The sequence below is a fragment of the Pseudomonas sp. lyk4-R2A-8 genome, assembly GCF_030209095.1.
Taxonomy (GTDB): Bacteria; Pseudomonadota; Gammaproteobacteria; order Pseudomonadales; family Pseudomonadaceae; genus Aquipseudomonas; species Aquipseudomonas quebecensis.
Genome location: NZ_JARVSS010000005.1, coordinates 48,174 through 64,918 on the forward strand (window position 1 = coordinate 48,174; position 16,745 = coordinate 64,918).

Annotated in this window: 11 protein-coding genes and 1 tRNA gene; 11 read left to right on the forward strand and 1 reads right to left on the reverse strand. The window is 60.7% G+C overall.

Features of this window, described 5'->3' with window-relative positions:
• Nucleotides 1-16: 16 nt before the first annotated feature.
• Complete coding sequence (gene tsaD, locus QRN10_RS06345) at nucleotides 17-1,042, reverse strand: tRNA (adenosine(37)-N6)-threonylcarbamoyltransferase complex transferase subunit TsaD (RefSeq protein WP_181080224.1); 1,026 nt, start codon at nucleotides 1,040-1,042, stop codon at nucleotides 17-19.
• A gap of 202 nt (nucleotides 1,043-1,244) precedes the next feature.
• Between tsaD and rpsU the strand changes: the two genes are divergently transcribed.
• The 11 genes from rpsU (at nucleotide 1,245) to pqqB (ending at nucleotide 16,738) form a co-directional block, all read left to right on the forward strand.
• Nucleotides 1,245-1,460, forward strand: coding sequence for a 30S ribosomal protein S21 (rpsU, locus tag QRN10_RS06350; RefSeq protein WP_002551877.1), 216 nt, complete (start codon nucleotides 1,245-1,247; stop codon nucleotides 1,458-1,460).
• 442 nt (nucleotides 1,461-1,902) lie between these two features.
• Nucleotides 1,903-3,876, forward strand: a complete 1,974-nt coding sequence (gene dnaG / locus QRN10_RS06355; RefSeq protein ID WP_181080223.1) for a DNA primase — start codon at nucleotides 1,903-1,905, stop codon at nucleotides 3,874-3,876.
• A 67-nt stretch (nucleotides 3,877-3,943) separates the two neighbouring features.
• Nucleotides 3,944-5,794: an RNA polymerase sigma factor RpoD gene (rpoD, locus tag QRN10_RS06360; RefSeq protein ID WP_181080222.1), complete on the forward strand. Its 1,851-nt coding sequence runs from the start codon at nucleotides 3,944-3,946 to the stop codon at nucleotides 5,792-5,794.
• 122 nt (nucleotides 5,795-5,916) lie between these two features.
• Nucleotides 5,917-9,657, forward strand: coding sequence for a bifunctional diguanylate cyclase/phosphodiesterase (locus QRN10_RS06365; RefSeq protein WP_285428029.1), 3,741 nt, complete (start codon nucleotides 5,917-5,919; stop codon nucleotides 9,655-9,657).
• A gap of 15 nt (nucleotides 9,658-9,672) precedes the next feature.
• Nucleotides 9,673-9,749: transfer RNA gene (locus tag QRN10_RS06370), tRNA-Ile, on the forward strand.
• A 248-nt stretch (nucleotides 9,750-9,997) separates the two neighbouring features.
• Nucleotides 9,998-10,444 carry an Lrp/AsnC family transcriptional regulator gene (locus QRN10_RS06375; protein ID WP_181080220.1) on the forward strand — a complete coding sequence of 149 codons (447 nt, stop codon included), beginning with the start codon at nucleotides 9,998-10,000 and terminating at the stop codon, nucleotides 10,442-10,444.
• A 146-nt stretch (nucleotides 10,445-10,590) separates the two neighbouring features.
• Nucleotides 10,591-12,294 (forward strand): flavin monoamine oxidase family protein, encoded by a 1,704-nt coding sequence (locus QRN10_RS06380; protein WP_181080219.1) that lies wholly within the window; start codon nucleotides 10,591-10,593, stop codon nucleotides 12,292-12,294.
• A gap of 11 nt (nucleotides 12,295-12,305) precedes the next feature.
• Nucleotides 12,306-13,103, forward strand: coding sequence for a carbon-nitrogen hydrolase family protein (locus QRN10_RS06385; protein ID WP_285428030.1), 798 nt, complete (start codon nucleotides 12,306-12,308; stop codon nucleotides 13,101-13,103).
• A gap of 48 nt (nucleotides 13,104-13,151) precedes the next feature.
• On the forward strand, nucleotides 13,152-15,521 hold the full coding sequence (pqqF, locus tag QRN10_RS06390; RefSeq protein WP_285428075.1) for a pyrroloquinoline quinone biosynthesis protein PqqF: 2,370 nt from the start codon (nucleotides 13,152-13,154) through the stop codon (nucleotides 15,519-15,521).
• A 159-nt stretch (nucleotides 15,522-15,680) separates the two neighbouring features.
• A complete protein-coding gene (gene pqqA / locus QRN10_RS06395; protein ID WP_003194766.1) occupies nucleotides 15,681-15,755 on the forward strand; it encodes a pyrroloquinoline quinone precursor peptide PqqA in 75 nt (24 codons plus the stop codon).
• A 71-nt stretch (nucleotides 15,756-15,826) separates the two neighbouring features.
• Complete coding sequence (gene pqqB, locus QRN10_RS06400; RefSeq protein ID WP_181080217.1) at nucleotides 15,827-16,738, forward strand: pyrroloquinoline quinone biosynthesis protein PqqB; 912 nt, start codon at nucleotides 15,827-15,829, stop codon at nucleotides 16,736-16,738.
• The last annotated feature ends 7 nt before the right edge of the window (nucleotides 16,739-16,745 follow it).

A 16,745-nucleotide genomic window follows, 5' to 3' on the forward strand; every position in this document is an offset into this window, starting at 1 on the left:
CGACGCACCTCGTGTCCTACAACGGCGACAGCTGCTCCATCGGCCAACGCGCCTGCACGCTGATCGCCAGGCTTTCATGCTGCCCCGCCTGTAACCGCTGACAACCGGCGTAGGCGATCATCGCGCCGTTATCCGTGCAGAATTCAGGTCGGGCATAGAACACATCGCCGTTCATATCGCCGAGCATTTTCTCCAGGGAACTGCGCAACGCCTTGTTGGCGCTGACGCCGCCGGCGATCACCAGACGCTTCATGCCCGCCTGCTTGAGGGCGCGCTTGCACTTGATGGTCAAAGTCTCCACCACGGCCTGCTGGAACGCCAGTGCGATGTCGCAACGGACTTGCTCGCTGTCGTCCCCGGCGCCGAGGCTTTGCTGCCAGGTGTTGAGTGCGGAGGTTTTCAGGCCGCTGAAGCTGAACATCAGGCCTGGGCGATCGCACATCGGGCGCGGGAAGGTGTAGCGGCCGGCGACGCCCTTTTCGGCGAGGCGTGCGATCTCCGGACCGCCGGGGTAATTGAGGCCCATCATCTTGGCAGTCTTGTCAAAGGCTTCGCCGGCCGCGTCATCCAGGGACTCGCCGAGCAGCGTGTATTGGCCGATGCCATCCACCTGAACCAGCTGCGTATGCCCGCCCGACACCAACAAAGCGACGAACGGGAACTGTGGCGGTGTTTTTTCCAACATGGGTGCCAGTAAATGACCTTCCATATGGTGCACACCGAGTGCCGGAATGCCCCAGGCGAATGCCAGCGCCTGGGCGCAAGAGGCCCCAACCAGCAGGGCTCCGACCAATCCGGGGCCGGCCGTGTAGGCAATCGCATCGATCTCGGTGGGCACGCAACCGGCCTCATCCAGCACCTGGCGAATCAACGGCAGCATGCGCTTGACGTGATCACGGCTGGCGAGCTCCGGCACCACGCCGCCATAGGCGCGGTGCAGGTCGATCTGACTGAACAGTGCATCGGCCAGAAGCCCGCGTTCACTGTCGTAAAGGGCGACGCCGGTTTCGTCGCAGGAGGTTTCAAGTCCCAGTACTAGCATGGGTTTGCGCCTTGTAGAGGCTGAATTCGAAGGCGCGCATAATAGTCGCCGCTCCACCTCCCGACTAGCGGTTTTCGATCAGAGGCTTTGCATTCCAGGCAATGAGGGGTTAACATCCGCAACCCTTAAAAACCGACGACCTCAGCCGTGAATTGTTTGCGACGAGAACGTTGATCCCGGTAATGAAAGAAGGTAGCTCTGGATGCCAGCCGTCAAAGTTAAAGAGAACGAACCCTTCGACGTAGCTCTGCGTCGTTTCAAGCGCTCCTGCGAAAAAGCCGGTGTACTGGCTGAAGTTCGTAGCCGCGAATTTTACGAGAAGCCAACTTCTGAGCGTAAGCGTAAGGCAGCAGCCGCTGTTAAGCGTCACGCCAAGAAAGTTCAGCGCGAACAGCGCCGCGCCGTTCGTCTGTACTAATACACAGACGATCGTAGCAAGCTTCTGCCAAGCCCGGCCCTCAGCCGGGCTAATGGCATTTGCGGATATCGCTTGATGCTTCATCGTCGACGCCGCACACGCGACCGAGACACTGCTTCACACGTCAGGACTGGCTCTTCTGCCAGCGGTGCGCGTCTCTTCTGACGAGCCTTACAAGGCTACTGACGAGCACACTTATTTTATAAACAGGCGATCAACTGCGTCGGCTGTGCCCACCACCGAGCTTCCGAGGCCTGCCATGGGTCAAGACCGGATGCCTGGGCAACATTTCAAGCCGAAGACTGATAGACACTAACGTCAGCGAATGTCCGGCAGATACACTTCCTGACAGTCCAAACAGATAATTGATGATCAAGCCCGCATGACGTGCGCTTGAATACTTCATGGGCCCTCATTTACACGCAGTGATGACGAGAACGCCATGGCCGGGCTGATTCCCCAGAGCTTTATTGACGACCTTCTGAACCGCACCGACATCGTCGATGTGGTCAGCTCGCGCCTGCAAATGAAGAAGGCGGGCAAGAACTACACCGCCTGCTGCCCGTTCCACAAAGAAAAGACCCCCTCGTTCAGCGTCAGCCCCGACAAGCAGTTCTATTACTGCTTTGGCTGCGGCGCAGGCGGTAATGCCCTTGGCTTTATCATGGACCACGACAACCTGGACTTCCCCCAGGCCGTCGAGGAACTGGCCAAAGCCGCCGGCATGGAAATCCCCCGCGAAGAAAGCGGCCGTTCGCACAAACCACGACAACCCACCGACTCGCCGCTGTACCCGTTGCTGACGGCCGCTGCCGACTTTTATCGTCAAGCGCTTAAAAGCCATCCGCAGCGCAAAGCGGCCGTCGAGTACCTCAAGGGGCGCGGCCTCACGGGTGAAATCGCCCGCGACTTCGGCCTTGGCTTTGCACCGCCGGGCTGGGACAACCTGTACAAACACTTGAGCAGCGACACCCTGCAACAGAAAGCCATGATCGATGCTGGCCTATTGGTGGAAAACGCCGAGACCGGCAAGCGCTATGACCGCTTCCGCGACCGCGTGATGTTTCCGATCCGCGACAGTCGCGGCCGCATCATCGCCTTTGGTGGCCGCGTGCTGGGTGACGACAAGCCTAAATACCTGAACTCCCCGGAAACCCCGGTATTCCACAAGGGCCAGGAACTTTACGGGCTGTTCGAAGCGCGCAAGAACAACCGCAACCTTGACGAAATCATCGTGGTTGAAGGCTACATGGACGTGATAGCCCTCGCTCAGCAAGGCTTGCGCAACGCCGTCGCTACCTTGGGTACCGCCACCAGCGAAGAGCACATGAAGCGCCTGTTTCGCGTGGTGCCCAGCGTCCTGTTCTGCTTCGATGGCGACCAGGCCGGCCGTAACGCCGCGTGGCGAGCGCTTGAGGCCACGCTGTCGAGCCTGCAGGACGGGCGTCGCGCGCGCTTCCTGTTCCTTCCCGAAGGCGAGGATCCGGACACCCTGGTGCGCTCAGAAGGCACCGACGCCTTCCGTGCACGAATCAACCAGCACGCGCAGCCGCTGGCGGATTATTTTTTCCAGCAACTGACCGAAGAAGCCGACCCACGCTCCCTTGAAGGCAAGGCCCACATGGCGACCCTCGCGGCGCCGCTGATCGACAAGGTGCCCGGCGCCAACCTGCGCACACTGATGCGTCAGCGCCTGCTGGAAATTACCGGTTTGAGCGGCGAGGCCGTGAGTCAGTTGGTGCAGAGCGCGCCACAGGACGCCCCGCCCGCCTACGACCCAGGCATGGACTACGACGCCATGCCGGACTATGCCGATTTTCATCCACAACAAGACGCCTATGCGCCCCAGCAGGAGTGGACGGCGAAGAAGCCCGGCGCCGGCGGCAAGAAATGGGACAACAAAAAACCCTGGAGCAAGAACGGCAAGCGTGGCGATCGAGATGAAGCCTATGCCCCGCGCACACCGGTCGCGGTGGAAGCGCCTACGCTGATTGCACTGCGCACGCTTATTCATCACCCGCAACTGGCGGGCAAAGTTGACAGTGCCGAGCACTTTGCCAACGAGAGCAACACTTACGCGCAGGTACTGATCGCTTTGATCGAGGCGGTGCAGAAAAACCCCAGGCTAAACTCCATTCAGCTGATGGCAAGATGGCATGGCACCGAACAGGGTCGATTATTGAAGGCACTCGCGGAAAAGGAGTGGCTAATTGACGGCGAAAACCTTGAACAACAGTTTTTAGACACCATTACTAGGTTATCCGCGGGCCAGCACACGCAGACCCTCGACGAACTTATCAAGAGAGCAAGGCAGCCTGGATTATCGGCTGAAGAGCAGATTCAGATAGCAAAACAGATGCGCGACCTCTTAAAACAGAATGTTTCCGCATCAAACCCGACCTCAGCTGGCGTGTGAGGTCATAGCTCGGGTATAATCCTCGGCTTGTTTTTTGCCCGCCAAGACCTTCAGTGGATAGGGTGTTATGTCCGGAAAAGCGCAACAGCAGTCTCGTATCAAAGAGTTGATTCTTCTTGGTCGTGAGCAGGGTTACCTGACTTACGCGGAGGTCAACGACCACCTGCCTGAGGATATTTCAGATCCAGAGCAGGTGGAAGACATCATCCGCATGATTAACGACATGGGGATCAACGTATTCGAAACTGCGCCAGATAAGGATTCCCTTATGCTGGCCGACGCCGATACCGACGAAGCCGCCGCTGAAGAAGCTGCCGCCGCGTTGGCTGCGGTGGAGACCGATATCGGTCGCACGACGGACCCTGTGCGCATGTATATGCGTGAAATGGGCACCGTCGAGCTGCTGACACGCGAAGGCGAAATCGAAATCGCCAAGCGTATCGAAGAGGGCATCCGCGAAGTGATGGGCGCAATTGCGCACTTCCCCGGCACGGTTGACCACATTCTCTCCGAGTACACCCGCGTAACCACCGAAGGTGGCCGCCTCTCCGACGTCCTGAGCGGTTATATCGACCCGGACGACGGCATTGCGCCGCCAGCTGCCGAAGTTCCGCCGCCTGTCGACGCCAAGGCCGCCAAGGCGGACGACGACACCGACGACGACGAGGCTGAAGCCAGCAGCGACGACGAAGAAGAAGTCGAAAGCGGTCCGGACCCGGTGATCGCGGCTCAGCGTTTCGGTGCGGTTTCCGATCAAATGGAAATCACCCGCAAGGCCTTGAAAAAGCACGGTCGCGCCAATAAGCAGGCTATCGCCGAGCTGCTGGCATTGGCTGAGCTGTTCATGCCCATCAAGCTGGTGCCTAAGCAATTCGAAGGCCTGGTTGAGCGCGTTCGCAGCGCCCTTGAGCGCTTGCGTGCTCAAGAGCGAGCAATCATGCAGCTTTGTGTGCGTGATGCACGCATGCCGCGTGCCGACTTCCTGCGCCAGTTCCCGGGCAATGAAGTGGACGAAAGCTGGACCGACGCTCTGGCCAAGGGCAAGGCGAAGTACGCCGAAGCCATCGGCCGCCTGCAGCCGGACATCATTCGTTGCCAGCAGAAGCTGAGCGCGCTTGAGGCCGAGACCGGGCTGACGATTGCCGAGATCAAGGACATCAACCGTCGCATGTCGATCGGTGAGGCCAAGGCCCGCCGCGCGAAGAAAGAGATGGTTGAAGCAAACTTGCGTCTGGTGATCTCCATCGCCAAGAAGTACACCAACCGTGGCCTGCAATTCCTCGATCTGATCCAGGAAGGCAACATTGGTTTGATGAAGGCTGTGGACAAGTTCGAATACCGTCGCGGCTACAAGTTCTCGACTTATGCCACCTGGTGGATCCGTCAGGCGATCACTCGCTCGATTGCCGACCAGGCCCGCACCATCCGTATTCCGGTGCACATGATCGAGACCATCAACAAGCTCAACCGTATTTCCCGTCAGATGCTGCAGGAAATGGGTCGCGAACCGACCCCGGAAGAGCTGGGCGAACGCATGGAAATGCCTGAGGATAAAATCCGCAAGGTGTTGAAGATCGCTAAAGAGCCGATCTCCATGGAAACCCCGATCGGTGATGACGAAGACTCCCATCTGGGTGACTTCATCGAAGATTCGACCATGCAGTCGCCCATCGATGTCGCCACCGTTGAGAGCCTCAAGGAAGCCACCCGCGACGTACTGTCCGGCCTCACAGCCCGTGAAGCCAAGGTACTGCGCATGCGTTTCGGCATCGACATGAATACCGACCACACCCTTGAGGAAGTCGGTAAGCAGTTTGACGTAACCCGCGAGCGGATCCGTCAGATCGAAGCCAAGGCGTTGCGCAAGTTGCGTCACCCGACGCGAAGCGAGCATCTTCGCTCCTTCCTCGACGAGTGATCCCAGAACCCCCGGCCCAGGCCGGGGGTTTTGTTTTGCCCAGATAAAAATCCCCGCGACACCCCTCCTGCGAAATGCCCGTCTACACTCGAAACAATTCCCCGTGCCATAACGAGACCGTTATGCCCAGTTTGCCGACCGTGATACTACTGTCGCTGCTGATCTGGACCGCAACGGCTGGCGCGTTGACTCTCACCGATCAAGAGCGTGCCTGGTTGGCGGACCATCAGGAGCTGCGCCTTGGCGTGGACACTTCGTGGCCACCTTTCGAATACCGTGACGAGAATGGGCATTATCAAGGTCTCGCCGCGGACTATGTGCGACTGATCCAGGATCGCCTGGGCGTCAAGGTCAAACTGATCGAACCACCGCGCTGGGGCATGGTGCTGGAGCTGGCCCGAGACAATCAACTCGATCTTGTCCCCGGCGTCATGTCTACGCCCGAGCGCCAGAAATACCTGGCCTTTACCCGGCCCTATATCGACTTTCCGATGGTCATTCTCGCCCATGAAGGCGGAGCGCGACCGCGAAACCTCAAAGACCTCTACGGGCTGAAAATCGCCGTAGTGGACAGCTACGCCCCCCACGAACTGCTGCGCACCCATCACCCTGACCTGAATCTGGTGGCCATGCCCAACGTCAGCTCCACCCTGCAGGCTCTGGCCACCGGAAAAGTGGACGCCGTCGTCAGCGACCTCGCGTCCAGTGTCTGGAGCCTGCGCGAACTCAAACTTGAAGGCCTTTACGTCAGTGGTGAAACGCCCTACCGCTATCAACTGGCGATGGGGGTACCAAGCGAAGACAAGCTATTGGTGGGTATCCTCGATAAAGTGCTGGCCGACCTCAGCCTGGACGAAACCAACGCAATCCAGCACCACTGGGTTGGCAACTTCTCGGATAACCGCACGTTCTGGAGCGATCTGCTGTTATACGGCGTGCCGGCGCTACTGCTGCTCAGCACCGTATTGGTCATCGTCATCCGAATCAATCGTCGGCTCAGCTCGGAAATTTCCCGCCGTGTCGCACTCGAACAGGAGCTGCGCAGCAGCGAATATCATTACCGTGGCCTGGTAGAAAGTCTGTCCGCCATCGCCTGGGAAGCCAGCATTACCGACTTCACCTACAGCTACGTGTCTCCCCACGCCGAAGAACTGCTCGGTTATCCACGCGCCCATTGGCTGATACCCGGCTTCTGGCGCAACATCATCCACCCCGCAGACCTCACCCGCGCCGAAGCTTATTGCTGGCGCGAAACCCGTGCCAATCGCGATCATAGCGTCGATTACCGAGTGATCACCGCCGACGGCCGCTGCCTGTGGGTGCGCGATATCGTCAGCCTGATCAAGCACGGCCATGAGCCGGTACTTCGTGGCTTGATGATTGATATCAGCGAGGCCAAGCGCACCGAGGAGGCCTTGCAACGCTCCGAACAGAAGTTCGCCTCGGTGTTCCAGCAATGCCCCGACATTCTGGTAATCGCACGCCTGAGCGATGGCTGCCTGCTGGAGGTCAACAAAGCGTTTGAAGACCAGATCGGTTTAAGCGCCGCCGACGTGCTGGGCAAAACCGCCACTGACCTAAATATCTGGGGTGTTGACCAAGCAGGCCCCGACCTGCTGCACCGCGTACAAACCACCAGCATTCGCAACCTGGAAATGGCGTTCCGACGCAGCAATGGCCAAGCCTTCACCGGGCTGGTATCCGCCGAACCGTTCCAGCTCGATACGGTGGAAGCCATTGTGGTAGTGGTGCGCGACATCAGCCAGTTGAAGGAAACCCAGCAACAACTGCAGACCTCCGAGGAGAAATTCGCCAAGGCCTTTCATGCCTCGCCCGACGGTTTACTGCTGAGCCGCCAGCGCGACGGGCTGCTGATCGAGGTCAACGAGGGTTTCAGCCGCATTACCGGTTTCACCGCTGCCACTTCGATTGACCAGACCGCATTGGAACTGGGCATCTGGGTCGACCTCAACGAGCGCAAACATCTGCTGGAACTGATGCGGCGCGACGGGTTTGTGCGTGACTTCATCTGCCACATCCGCCGGGCCGACGGGCTGATACGCCTGTGCGAATTGTCCAGCCGCCCGCTGCCCATCGGTGGCGAGGACTGCATGCTCACCATCGCCCGGGATATCACCGAGCGCCAATTGATGCAGGAAAAGCTGCAACAGGCCGCTACCGTATTCGAGAGCACCGCCGAGGGCGTGCTGATCACCGACACCCGGCAAAACATCAGCGCCGTCAACCGCGCCTTCAGCGAAATCACTGGCTACAGCGAGGCCGAAGCGCTTGGCGAAACGCCGAGGCTGCTGGCATCAGGGCTGCACGACAGCGCCTTCTATGCCGCCATGTGGCACCAGTTGACCGCCTATGGGCACTGGCAAGGCGAGATCTCCAACCGCCGTAAGAACGGTGAGCTCTACCCCAGTTGGCTGACCATCAGCGCCGTGCGTAACGGCGACCAGGTGACGCATTTTGTCGCGGTATTCGCCGATATCTCCAGCCTCAAACTCGCCCAGGCCCGCCTCGACTACCAGGCGCACCACGACCCCCTCACCGGACTGCCTAACCGCACACTGTTTGAAAACCGCCTGCAGGCCGCGTTGAACGGCCAGCAGGAAACCGGCAAACAGGGCGCGGTGCTGTTTCTCGACCTCGACCGCTTCAAGCACATCAACGACAGCCTCGGCCATCCCGTTGGCGACCTGTTGCTCAAGGACATCGCCCTGCGCCTCAAAGAGCAACTGCGGGACATCGACACCGTCGCGCGCCTGGGCGGCGACGAATTCATCATCCTGCTGCCCGGCCTGCAACACCCCAGCGATGCCGAGCACCTGGCCAATAAACTGTTGGCGTGCTTCACCCCGCCATTCCAGGCCGGCGAGCACGAGTTCTTTATCAGTGCCAGCATCGGCACCAGTCTCTACCCGCAGGACGGCACCGACGTCGCCACTCTGGTCAAGAACGCCGACGCCGCGATGTACCGCTCCAAAGCCAAGGGGCGCAACCGGGTTGAAAGCTACACCCGCGACCTCACCGCACAGGCCAAGGAGCGCGTCGCCCTGGAACAAGAACTTCGCCGCGCCATCGAACGCAACGAATGCAGCCTCTACTACCAACCCAAACTGTGCCTCAAGACCCACGCGCTGATCGGCGCCGAAGCCTTGATCCGCTGGCACCACCCGACCTTCGGCGACGTGCCGCCCGAACATTTCATCCCCCTTGCGGAAGAAAACGGCATGATCCTGCAGATCGGCGATTGGGTGCTGGAGCAGGCCTGCCGCCAGCTTCACGCCTGGCAAGGCACTTTCGACGATTTCGGCCCGCTGTCGGTCAACCTCGCCGGCGCACAACTGCGCCACCCCAAGCTGCTGCCGCGCATCGAACAGTTACTGCGCGACTACCGCCTGGAGCCAGGCTGCCTGCAACTGGAGATCACCGAAAACTTCATCATGAGCCAGGCTGAAGAAGCCCTCGACGTACTGCACGAACTCAAGCGCCTGGGCGTCCAACTGGCGATCGATGACTTCGGCACCGGGTACTCCTCCCTCAGCTACCTCAAACGCCTGCCGTTGGACTTCCTGAAAATCGATCAATCCTTCGTCCGCGGCCTGCCCGACGACACCCATGACGCCGCCATCGTGCGCGCCATCATCGCCCTGGGCCACAGCATGCAATTCACCATCATCGCCGAGGGCGTGGAAAACCCCGCACAGCAAGCCTTTCTGGCCGATGAAGGCTGCGAACAAATGCAAGGCTACATCGTCAGCCTGCCTCTGCCGCCAGCACTTTTCGCCGCAACCTTCCTTCGTATGAAGGTTGAGGACTTTTCGGATAGCACAGCGAGGAAACCATCGTTATAATCCGCGACCTGTTAAGGGCCTATAGCTCAGTTGGTCAGAGCAGAGGACTCATAATCCTTTGGTCCACGGTTCAAGTCCGTGTGGGCCCACCAACTCCAAAGCCGCGCATTGCGCGGCTTTCGCGTTTCTGGCAGTTGGAAAGTCGCGGGCAATCAATCTTTAAAAATCTGACTCTTTGCAAAAACGTCCACATCTCACTTGGCAAACAACTGCCCAATATCCCTGAACGCCTTGAACTACAGCCCACCCGATTTGCCAGTTCCCCACTGTTCGCGCGCTGCCTGCCGCCGATGCAAGTCTGTAACATGCGCATCCATCGCTGCCTCACGGAGTTCTGCCCTTGTCTGTCCTGGATGAAATCGATCGCCAGCTGATCGCTGCGCTGCAGATCAACGCCCGCGAAAGCGTGGCCATGCTGGCCAGGCGCTTAGGCATTGCGCGTACCACGGTCACCTCGCGCCTGGCGCGCCTGGAAAAAACCCAAGTGATCACCGGTTATGGCGTGCGCCTGGGCCAGCGTGTGGTGGATGGCGGCCTGCAGGCTTATGTCGGCATTACCGTACAGCCGCGCTCCGGTAAAGAAGTGCTGCGCAGGCTTAGCGCCATGGCCCAGGTGCAACAGCTGTGCGCGGTGAGCGGCGAGTTCGATTACGTGGCCTGGCTGCGCACCGATTCGCCGGAGCAGCTGGACCAACTGCTGGACCAGATCGGTAGCGTCGACGGGGTCGAGAAAACCACCACCTCGATCATCCTCAGTAACAAATTGGATCGCGGTCAGCCAATCTGACCGAACATTTCGTCATATCGACTGAAATGAAGCCAATTCGACGACACATTGCGCCTTATTAACGAGCGCAACGCTGCCTAAACTGGCTGCCATCTTTTCCTATACTCAGCGGGTCGCGTCCCGCCGAGCCTTCAGTAAGGTCAGCCATGAGCATTCCGTCGAGCACTGTCAGCAAGCCCCATCGCCACCCCGCAGACGGGAAAAAACCCATCACCATTTTTGGCCCGGACTTCCCGTTTGCCTTCGATGACTGGATCGAACACCCCGCCGGCCTGGGCAGCATCCCGGCTGAACAGCATGGCGCCGAGGTGGCGATCGTGGGGGCGGGCATCGCCGGGCTGGTCGCGGCGTACGAGCTGATGAAGCTGGGCCTCAAACCCGTGGTGTACGAAGCCTCGAAGATGGGCGGACGCCTGCGCTCCCAGGCGTTTGAAGGGGCCGAAGGTATCATCGCCGAACTCGGCGGCATGCGCTTCCCGGTGTCGTCCACCGCGTTCTACCACTACGTGGACAAGCTGGGACTGGACACCAAACCATTCCCCAACCCACTGACGCCCGCCTCCGGCAGTACCGTGATCGACCTCGAAGGCCAGACCCACTACGCACAGAAACTGTCGGATCTGCCAGCCCTGTTTCAGGAAGTGGCTGACGCCTGGGCCGATGCGCTGGAGGCCGGCTCGCAGTTCGGCGATATCCAGCAAGCCATCCGCGACCGCGACGTGCCACGCCTCAAGGCCCTGTGGAATAAGCTGGTGCCGTTGTGGGACGACCGCACCTTCTACGATTTCGTCGCCACCTCCAAAGCCTTCGCCAAGTTGTCGTTCCACCACCGTGAAGTGTTCGGCCAGGTCGGTTTCGGCACCGGCGGCTGGGACTCGGACTTCCCCAACTCAATGCTGGAGATCTTCCGCGTGGTGATGACCAACTGCGACGATCACCAGCATCTGGTGGTCGGCGGCGTGGCCCAGGTGCCCATGGGCATCTGGCGCCATGTGCCGCAGCGTTGCGCCCACTGGCCGGCGGGCACCAGCCTCAGTTCGCTGCACCGTGGTGCGCCACGGGCCGGGGTCAAGCGCATTGCCCACGCCGCCGACGGCCGCTTTGCCGTCACCGACACCTACGGCGATACTCGCGAATACGCGGCTGTGCTCACCACTTGCCAGAGCTGGCTGCTGACCACCCAGATCGAGTGCGATGAAACGCTGTTCTCGCAAAAAATGTGGATGGCCCTGGACCGCACCCGCTACATGCAGTCCTCGAAAACCTTCGTGATGGTCGACCGCCCGTTCTGGAAAGACAAAGACCCTGAAACGGGCCGCGACCTGATGAGCATGACCCTCACCGATCGCCTGACTCGCGGTACCTACCTGTTCGATAACGGCGACGACAAGCCTGGCGTGATCTGCCTGTCGTACTCGTGGATGAGCGACGCACTGAAAATGCTCCCGCAGCCAATCGATAAGCGGGTGAAACTGGCCCTCGACGCGCTGAGCAAGATCTACCCGAAAGTCGATATCAAGGCCCGCATCATCGGCGACCCGATCACCGTGTCCTGGGAGGCCGATCCACACTTCCTCGGTGCCTTCAAGGGCGCGCTGCCCGGTCACTATCGCTATAACCAGCGCATGTACGCGCACTTCATGCAAAAGGACATGCCTGCCGAACAACGCGGGATTTTCATCGCCGGCGATGATGTGTCCTGGACACCCGCCTGGGTGGAAGGCGCGGTGCAGACCTCGTTGAATGCCGTGTGGGGCATCATGAATCACTTCGGCGGCCGCACTCATCCTGAAAACCCAGGGCCAGGTGACGTGTTCGACGAGATCGGGCCAATCGCCCTCGCCGATTAAGGAGCCAAGCCATGCGTGTCGCCCTCTACCAATGCCCGCCCCTGCCGCTGGATGTGGCGGCTAACCTCAAGCGCCTGCACACCGTGGCGCATGAGGCATCCGGCAGCGCCGATGTGCTGGTGCTGCCGGAGATGTTTCTTACCGGCTATAACATCGGTGCCGAAGCCGCCGGGGCCCTGGCCGAAGCGCAGGACGGGGACTCGGCGCAGGCGATTGCCGAGCTTGCGAAAAACGCCCGCCTGGCCATCCTCTATGGCTACCCGGAGCGCGCCGCAAACGGGGATATCTACAATGCCGTGCAGTTGATCGACGCCAACGGCCAGCGCCTGTGCAACTACCGCAAGACCCATTTGTTCGGCGACCTGGACCACTCGATGTTCAGCGCCGGGGAGGATGATTTCCCGGTGGTGGAACTCAACGGCTGGAAGCTGGGGATGCTGATCTGCTACGACCTGGAGTTCCCTGAAAACGCCCGCCGCCTGGCCCTGGCCGGCGCTGAACTGATCCTGGTGCCCACCGCCAATATGGTGCCGTTCGACTTTATCGCCGACGTTACCGTGCGCGCGCGCGCGTTCGAGAACCAGTGCTACGTGGCGTATGCCAACTACTGCGGGAACGAAGAGGACCTTCACTACTGCGGGCAAAGCAGCCTGGCAGCGCCGAATGGCGAGCGCATTGCCCTGGCAGGCCTGGATGAAGCCCTGATTGTCGGCACCGTGGATCACCAGGCAATCCTCGACGCACGCATCGCCAATGACTATTTGCACGACCGCCGCCCCGAGTTGTACGGCACGCTGCACAAGCCCTGATCCCGCGGGTTTGCTAGCATGGGCACTCCCCACGTTCTGGAAGTGCCCATGCCCGCCCCGGCCCACCCTCACTCTGCCACTCTGACTCTGGCCAATGGCCTGCGTGTCATCCTGCACGCAGCGCCCCATTTACAGCGCTGCGCCGCTGTTGTGCGGGTGGCCGCCGGTAGTCATGACGCGCCCTTGGCGTGGCCGGGGTTGGCGCATTTTCTGGAACACCTGTTGTTCCTGGGAACCGAGCGTTTTCCGACAGGCGAAGGGCTGATGACCTACGTGCAGCGGCATGGCGGACAGGTCAACGCCAGTACCCGCGAGCGCATCACCGAATTTTTCTTCGAACTGCCGGTGCCGAACGTTGCACAAGGGCTGGAGCGCTTGGCGGACATGCTCGCCCGACCACGCCTGGCACTCGACGATCAGCTACGCGAGCGCGAAGTGCTGCAGGCAGAGTTTGTCGCCTGGTCGAGGGATGCCAAGGCCCAGCAGCAAGTGGCATTGCTCGAAGGTGTCGCGAACGGTCATCCGCTTCGGGACTTCCATGCCGGCAACCGGGACAGCCTGCCGGTCGAAACGGAAGCCTTTCAGCAAGCCTTGCGAGCATTTCACGCACAGTTCTACCAGAGTGGGCAGATGACATTGAGCCTGGCCGGTCCCCAACCGCTGGACGAGCTCCAAGCCCTGGCACACCGCTTCGGCGAAATCATCCCCACCGGCTCTGGACATCCACAGGCCGCACCACCGGCCCTGATGGACGGCCAACCCCAGGCTTATCGCCATGTCGCCGGCCAGCAACTGCACCACGTCATCGCCTGCAACGCGCCACGCGAAACCTTGGAGTTTCTGTGCACCTGGCTCAACAACCCGGCGCCCGGCGGGCTGCTGGCTGAACTGCAAGCCCAAGGCATGGCCACCGCGTTACACGCAAGCGTGCTTTACCACTTCGCCGGGCAGGCGCTGTTGGATATCGACTTTACCCTCAGCCAGCCAGGCGAATCGGTCACACCGGTTGAAGCCTTGCTGCACGATTGGCTGAGCTTTTTCGCACACAGTGACTGGACGCCACTGCGCGAGGAATTCGCCCGAGTGACCGTGCGCCAGCGGCAGGTTCAGGGCGCACTGGCACTGGCCCGCAACGACAGCGAAGCGCTGTCAGACCACAGCATCGCGGCGCTGCACACGCTGCTGGATTCACTGCAACTGCCAGCCGCCAAGCAAACGTGGCAACGGCCACCCGACAACCCCTTCCTACGCCCCTCCGACACAGAACCGCGTGCCGGCCTGATTCGTGGCCAGACCAGCGCCCACCGCGGCTTGCGTACCTTTGCCCAGGACCGCTCGCGGGGTCGCCGGGAAGCATCCGCGCTGACCTTCAACCAGGCTGTACCCACAGACCGCCAGGAAGGCGCGTTGTACCTGAACTGGCGGTTTGACTCACCCGCGCCGTCCGGACTGGAAGGTGCGTTGCACGTCTTGAGCGAAAACGCTCGCCAGGCTGGGCTGGCGTTAACGTTTGAAACGACCGGCCACGATTGGCGGATCAGCATGGTCGGGCTTCACGCGCTCATGCCGAAGGTACTCGAAGCGTTGGCGCAAAGCCTTACGCAGGCGCACCCAACACCCGACACCACGCCGCCGCCGCTCGCCATTCGCGCATTGCTTAAAGCATTGCCCGCTTACTGCGCAGAGACCACGGCCGAGCGCGCACATCAGCCTGCTTCCTGGCATACCGCCCGTTGGCATGGGCTGGGTATAGGCTTGCCGGCAACGTGCGAGGCGCTGATAAAAACAGCTGCCGCCGGCTTGCCGGGGCAACCGGCGGGCATTGAGCGCCAACCCCGTGACCTCAACGGTCAGTGCGTGTGGCATGCAGTTAAAACCGACGCCAGCGAAGCCGCGTTGTTGCTGTTCTGCCCGACACCCAGTCTTTCCCTGGCGGATGAAGCCGCATGGCGCCTGCTTGTTCATCGGGTGCAGGGGCCGTTTTACCAACGCTTGCGGGTGGAACAGCAAATCGGCTACGCCGTGTTCAGCGGTATCCGACAGATCAACGGGCAGACCGGCCTGTTGTTTGGCGTGCAATCTCCGCACCTGTCTCTGGATGAAATTGTGCAGCACCTGCACCGCTTCCTGGCGCAAGTGCCTACGCTGATCGAGCGCGATACAGACTTGGGCAACACGGCCCTGGCGCAGCAATTCAACGTCGACACGCTGCCGACATCGCAAGCAGCGGAACTGCTGTGGCATGCGCACCTGGCGGGCCATCCGTCGGATTACCTGGAGCGCCTCCAGCAACATCTATATGCCTGCACCTACGCCGATTTGCAGCATGCCGCCCAGCACCTGAAGGACGCCGTCGGCGGCTGGCTCTGGGTCGCCAACGGCGCGCCTTCGACGGACCTCTGGACGGTTAAAGGTTGATCATTGCCAACCCTGCAACAGCCTTTTTCCACCAAGACAGCGCTAACTTGAAAAGAATTGCGTAACATTCCCACGCACACATCTGAACATCTCCGACTGGAGGTGGACTATATGTATTACTTGGTAGTAAACGTCCCATCCCTTCGTAGGAGTAAGAATATGACCTGGTCCAAACCTGCTTACACTGATCTGCGCATCGGTTTCGAAGTCACCATGTACTTCGCCAGCCGTTAATCGGCTGGGTATGACAACGCCTCGGTTCGCCCGGGGCGTTTTTGTTTTGAGCTTTGCTTGATGGAGCGGCCATGTTTGTCCAGATTCTAGGTTCCGCCGCCGGCGGTGGTTTCCCGCAGTGGAACTGCAATTGCGTGAACTGCGCAGGTTTTCGTGATGGCAGCCTACGAGCCCACGCGCGCACCCAGTCGTCCATCGCAATCTCCGACGATGGCGTGAATTGGGTGCTGTGCAATGCCTCGCCGGATATTCGCGCGCAACTGCAAAGCTTCGCGCCGATGCAACCGGGCCGCGCCCTGCGTGACACCGGCATCAGCGCAATCATCCTGATGGACAGCCAGATCGACCACACCACCGGCCTGCTGAGCCTGCGCGAAGGCTGCCCGCATCAAGTCTGGTGCACCGACATGGTCCATGAAGACCTGAGCACCGGTTTTCCGCTGTTCACGATGCTGACCCATTGGAACGGCGGCCTGGCCTGGAACCGCATCGAACTGGATGCCGGCTTCACCATCCCGTCCTGCCCCAACCTGCGTTTCACCCCGCTGCCGTTGCGCAGCGCGGCACCGCCCTACTCGCCGCACCGCTTCGACCCGCACCCGGGCGACAACATCGGCCTGATCGTCGAAGACCTGCGCACCGGCGGCAAACTGTTCTACGCCCCAGGCCTGGGCAAGGTCGATGCGCCGTTGCTGGACATCATGGCCGGCAGCGATTGCCTGCTGGTGGACGGCACGATGTGGGACGACGACGAAATGCAACGCCGGGGCGTCGGCACCCGCACCGGGCGCGAGATGGGCCACCTGGCACAGAACGGCCCCGGCGGTATGCTGGAAGTGCTTGAGCAGTTGCCAACGCAGCGCAAGGTACTTATCCACATCAACAACACCAACCCGATCCTCGACGAAGACTCCCCCGAGCGCGCCGAGCTGGTGCGACGCAATGTGGAAGTGGCTTACGACGGCATGAGCATTGAATTGTAGGAGCAAG

What these genes read in the sequence shown, in the direction of transcription:
- QRN10_RS06385 (WP_285428030.1), top strand. Translation starts at nt 12,306, where the DNA reads ATGCGTGTCGCCCTCTACCAATGCCCGCCCCTGCCGCTGGATGTGGCG.
- tsaD (WP_181080224.1), bottom strand. Translation starts at nt 1,042, where the DNA reads ATGCTAGTACTGGGACTTGAAACCTCCTGCGACGAAACCGGCGTCGCC.
- rpsU (WP_002551877.1), top strand. Translation starts at nt 1,245, where the DNA reads ATGCCAGCCGTCAAAGTTAAAGAGAACGAACCCTTCGACGTAGCTCTG.
- dnaG (WP_181080223.1), top strand. Translation starts at nt 1,903, where the DNA reads ATGGCCGGGCTGATTCCCCAGAGCTTTATTGACGACCTTCTGAACCGC.
- pqqB (WP_181080217.1), top strand. Translation starts at nt 15,827, where the DNA reads ATGTTTGTCCAGATTCTAGGTTCCGCCGCCGGCGGTGGTTTCCCGCAG.
- QRN10_RS06380 (WP_181080219.1), top strand. Translation starts at nt 10,591, where the DNA reads ATGAGCATTCCGTCGAGCACTGTCAGCAAGCCCCATCGCCACCCCGCA.
- rpoD (WP_181080222.1), top strand. Translation starts at nt 3,944, where the DNA reads ATGTCCGGAAAAGCGCAACAGCAGTCTCGTATCAAAGAGTTGATTCTT.
- QRN10_RS06365 (WP_285428029.1), top strand. Translation starts at nt 5,917, where the DNA reads ATGCCCAGTTTGCCGACCGTGATACTACTGTCGCTGCTGATCTGGACC.
- pqqF (WP_285428075.1), top strand. Translation starts at nt 13,152, where the DNA reads ATGCCCGCCCCGGCCCACCCTCACTCTGCCACTCTGACTCTGGCCAAT.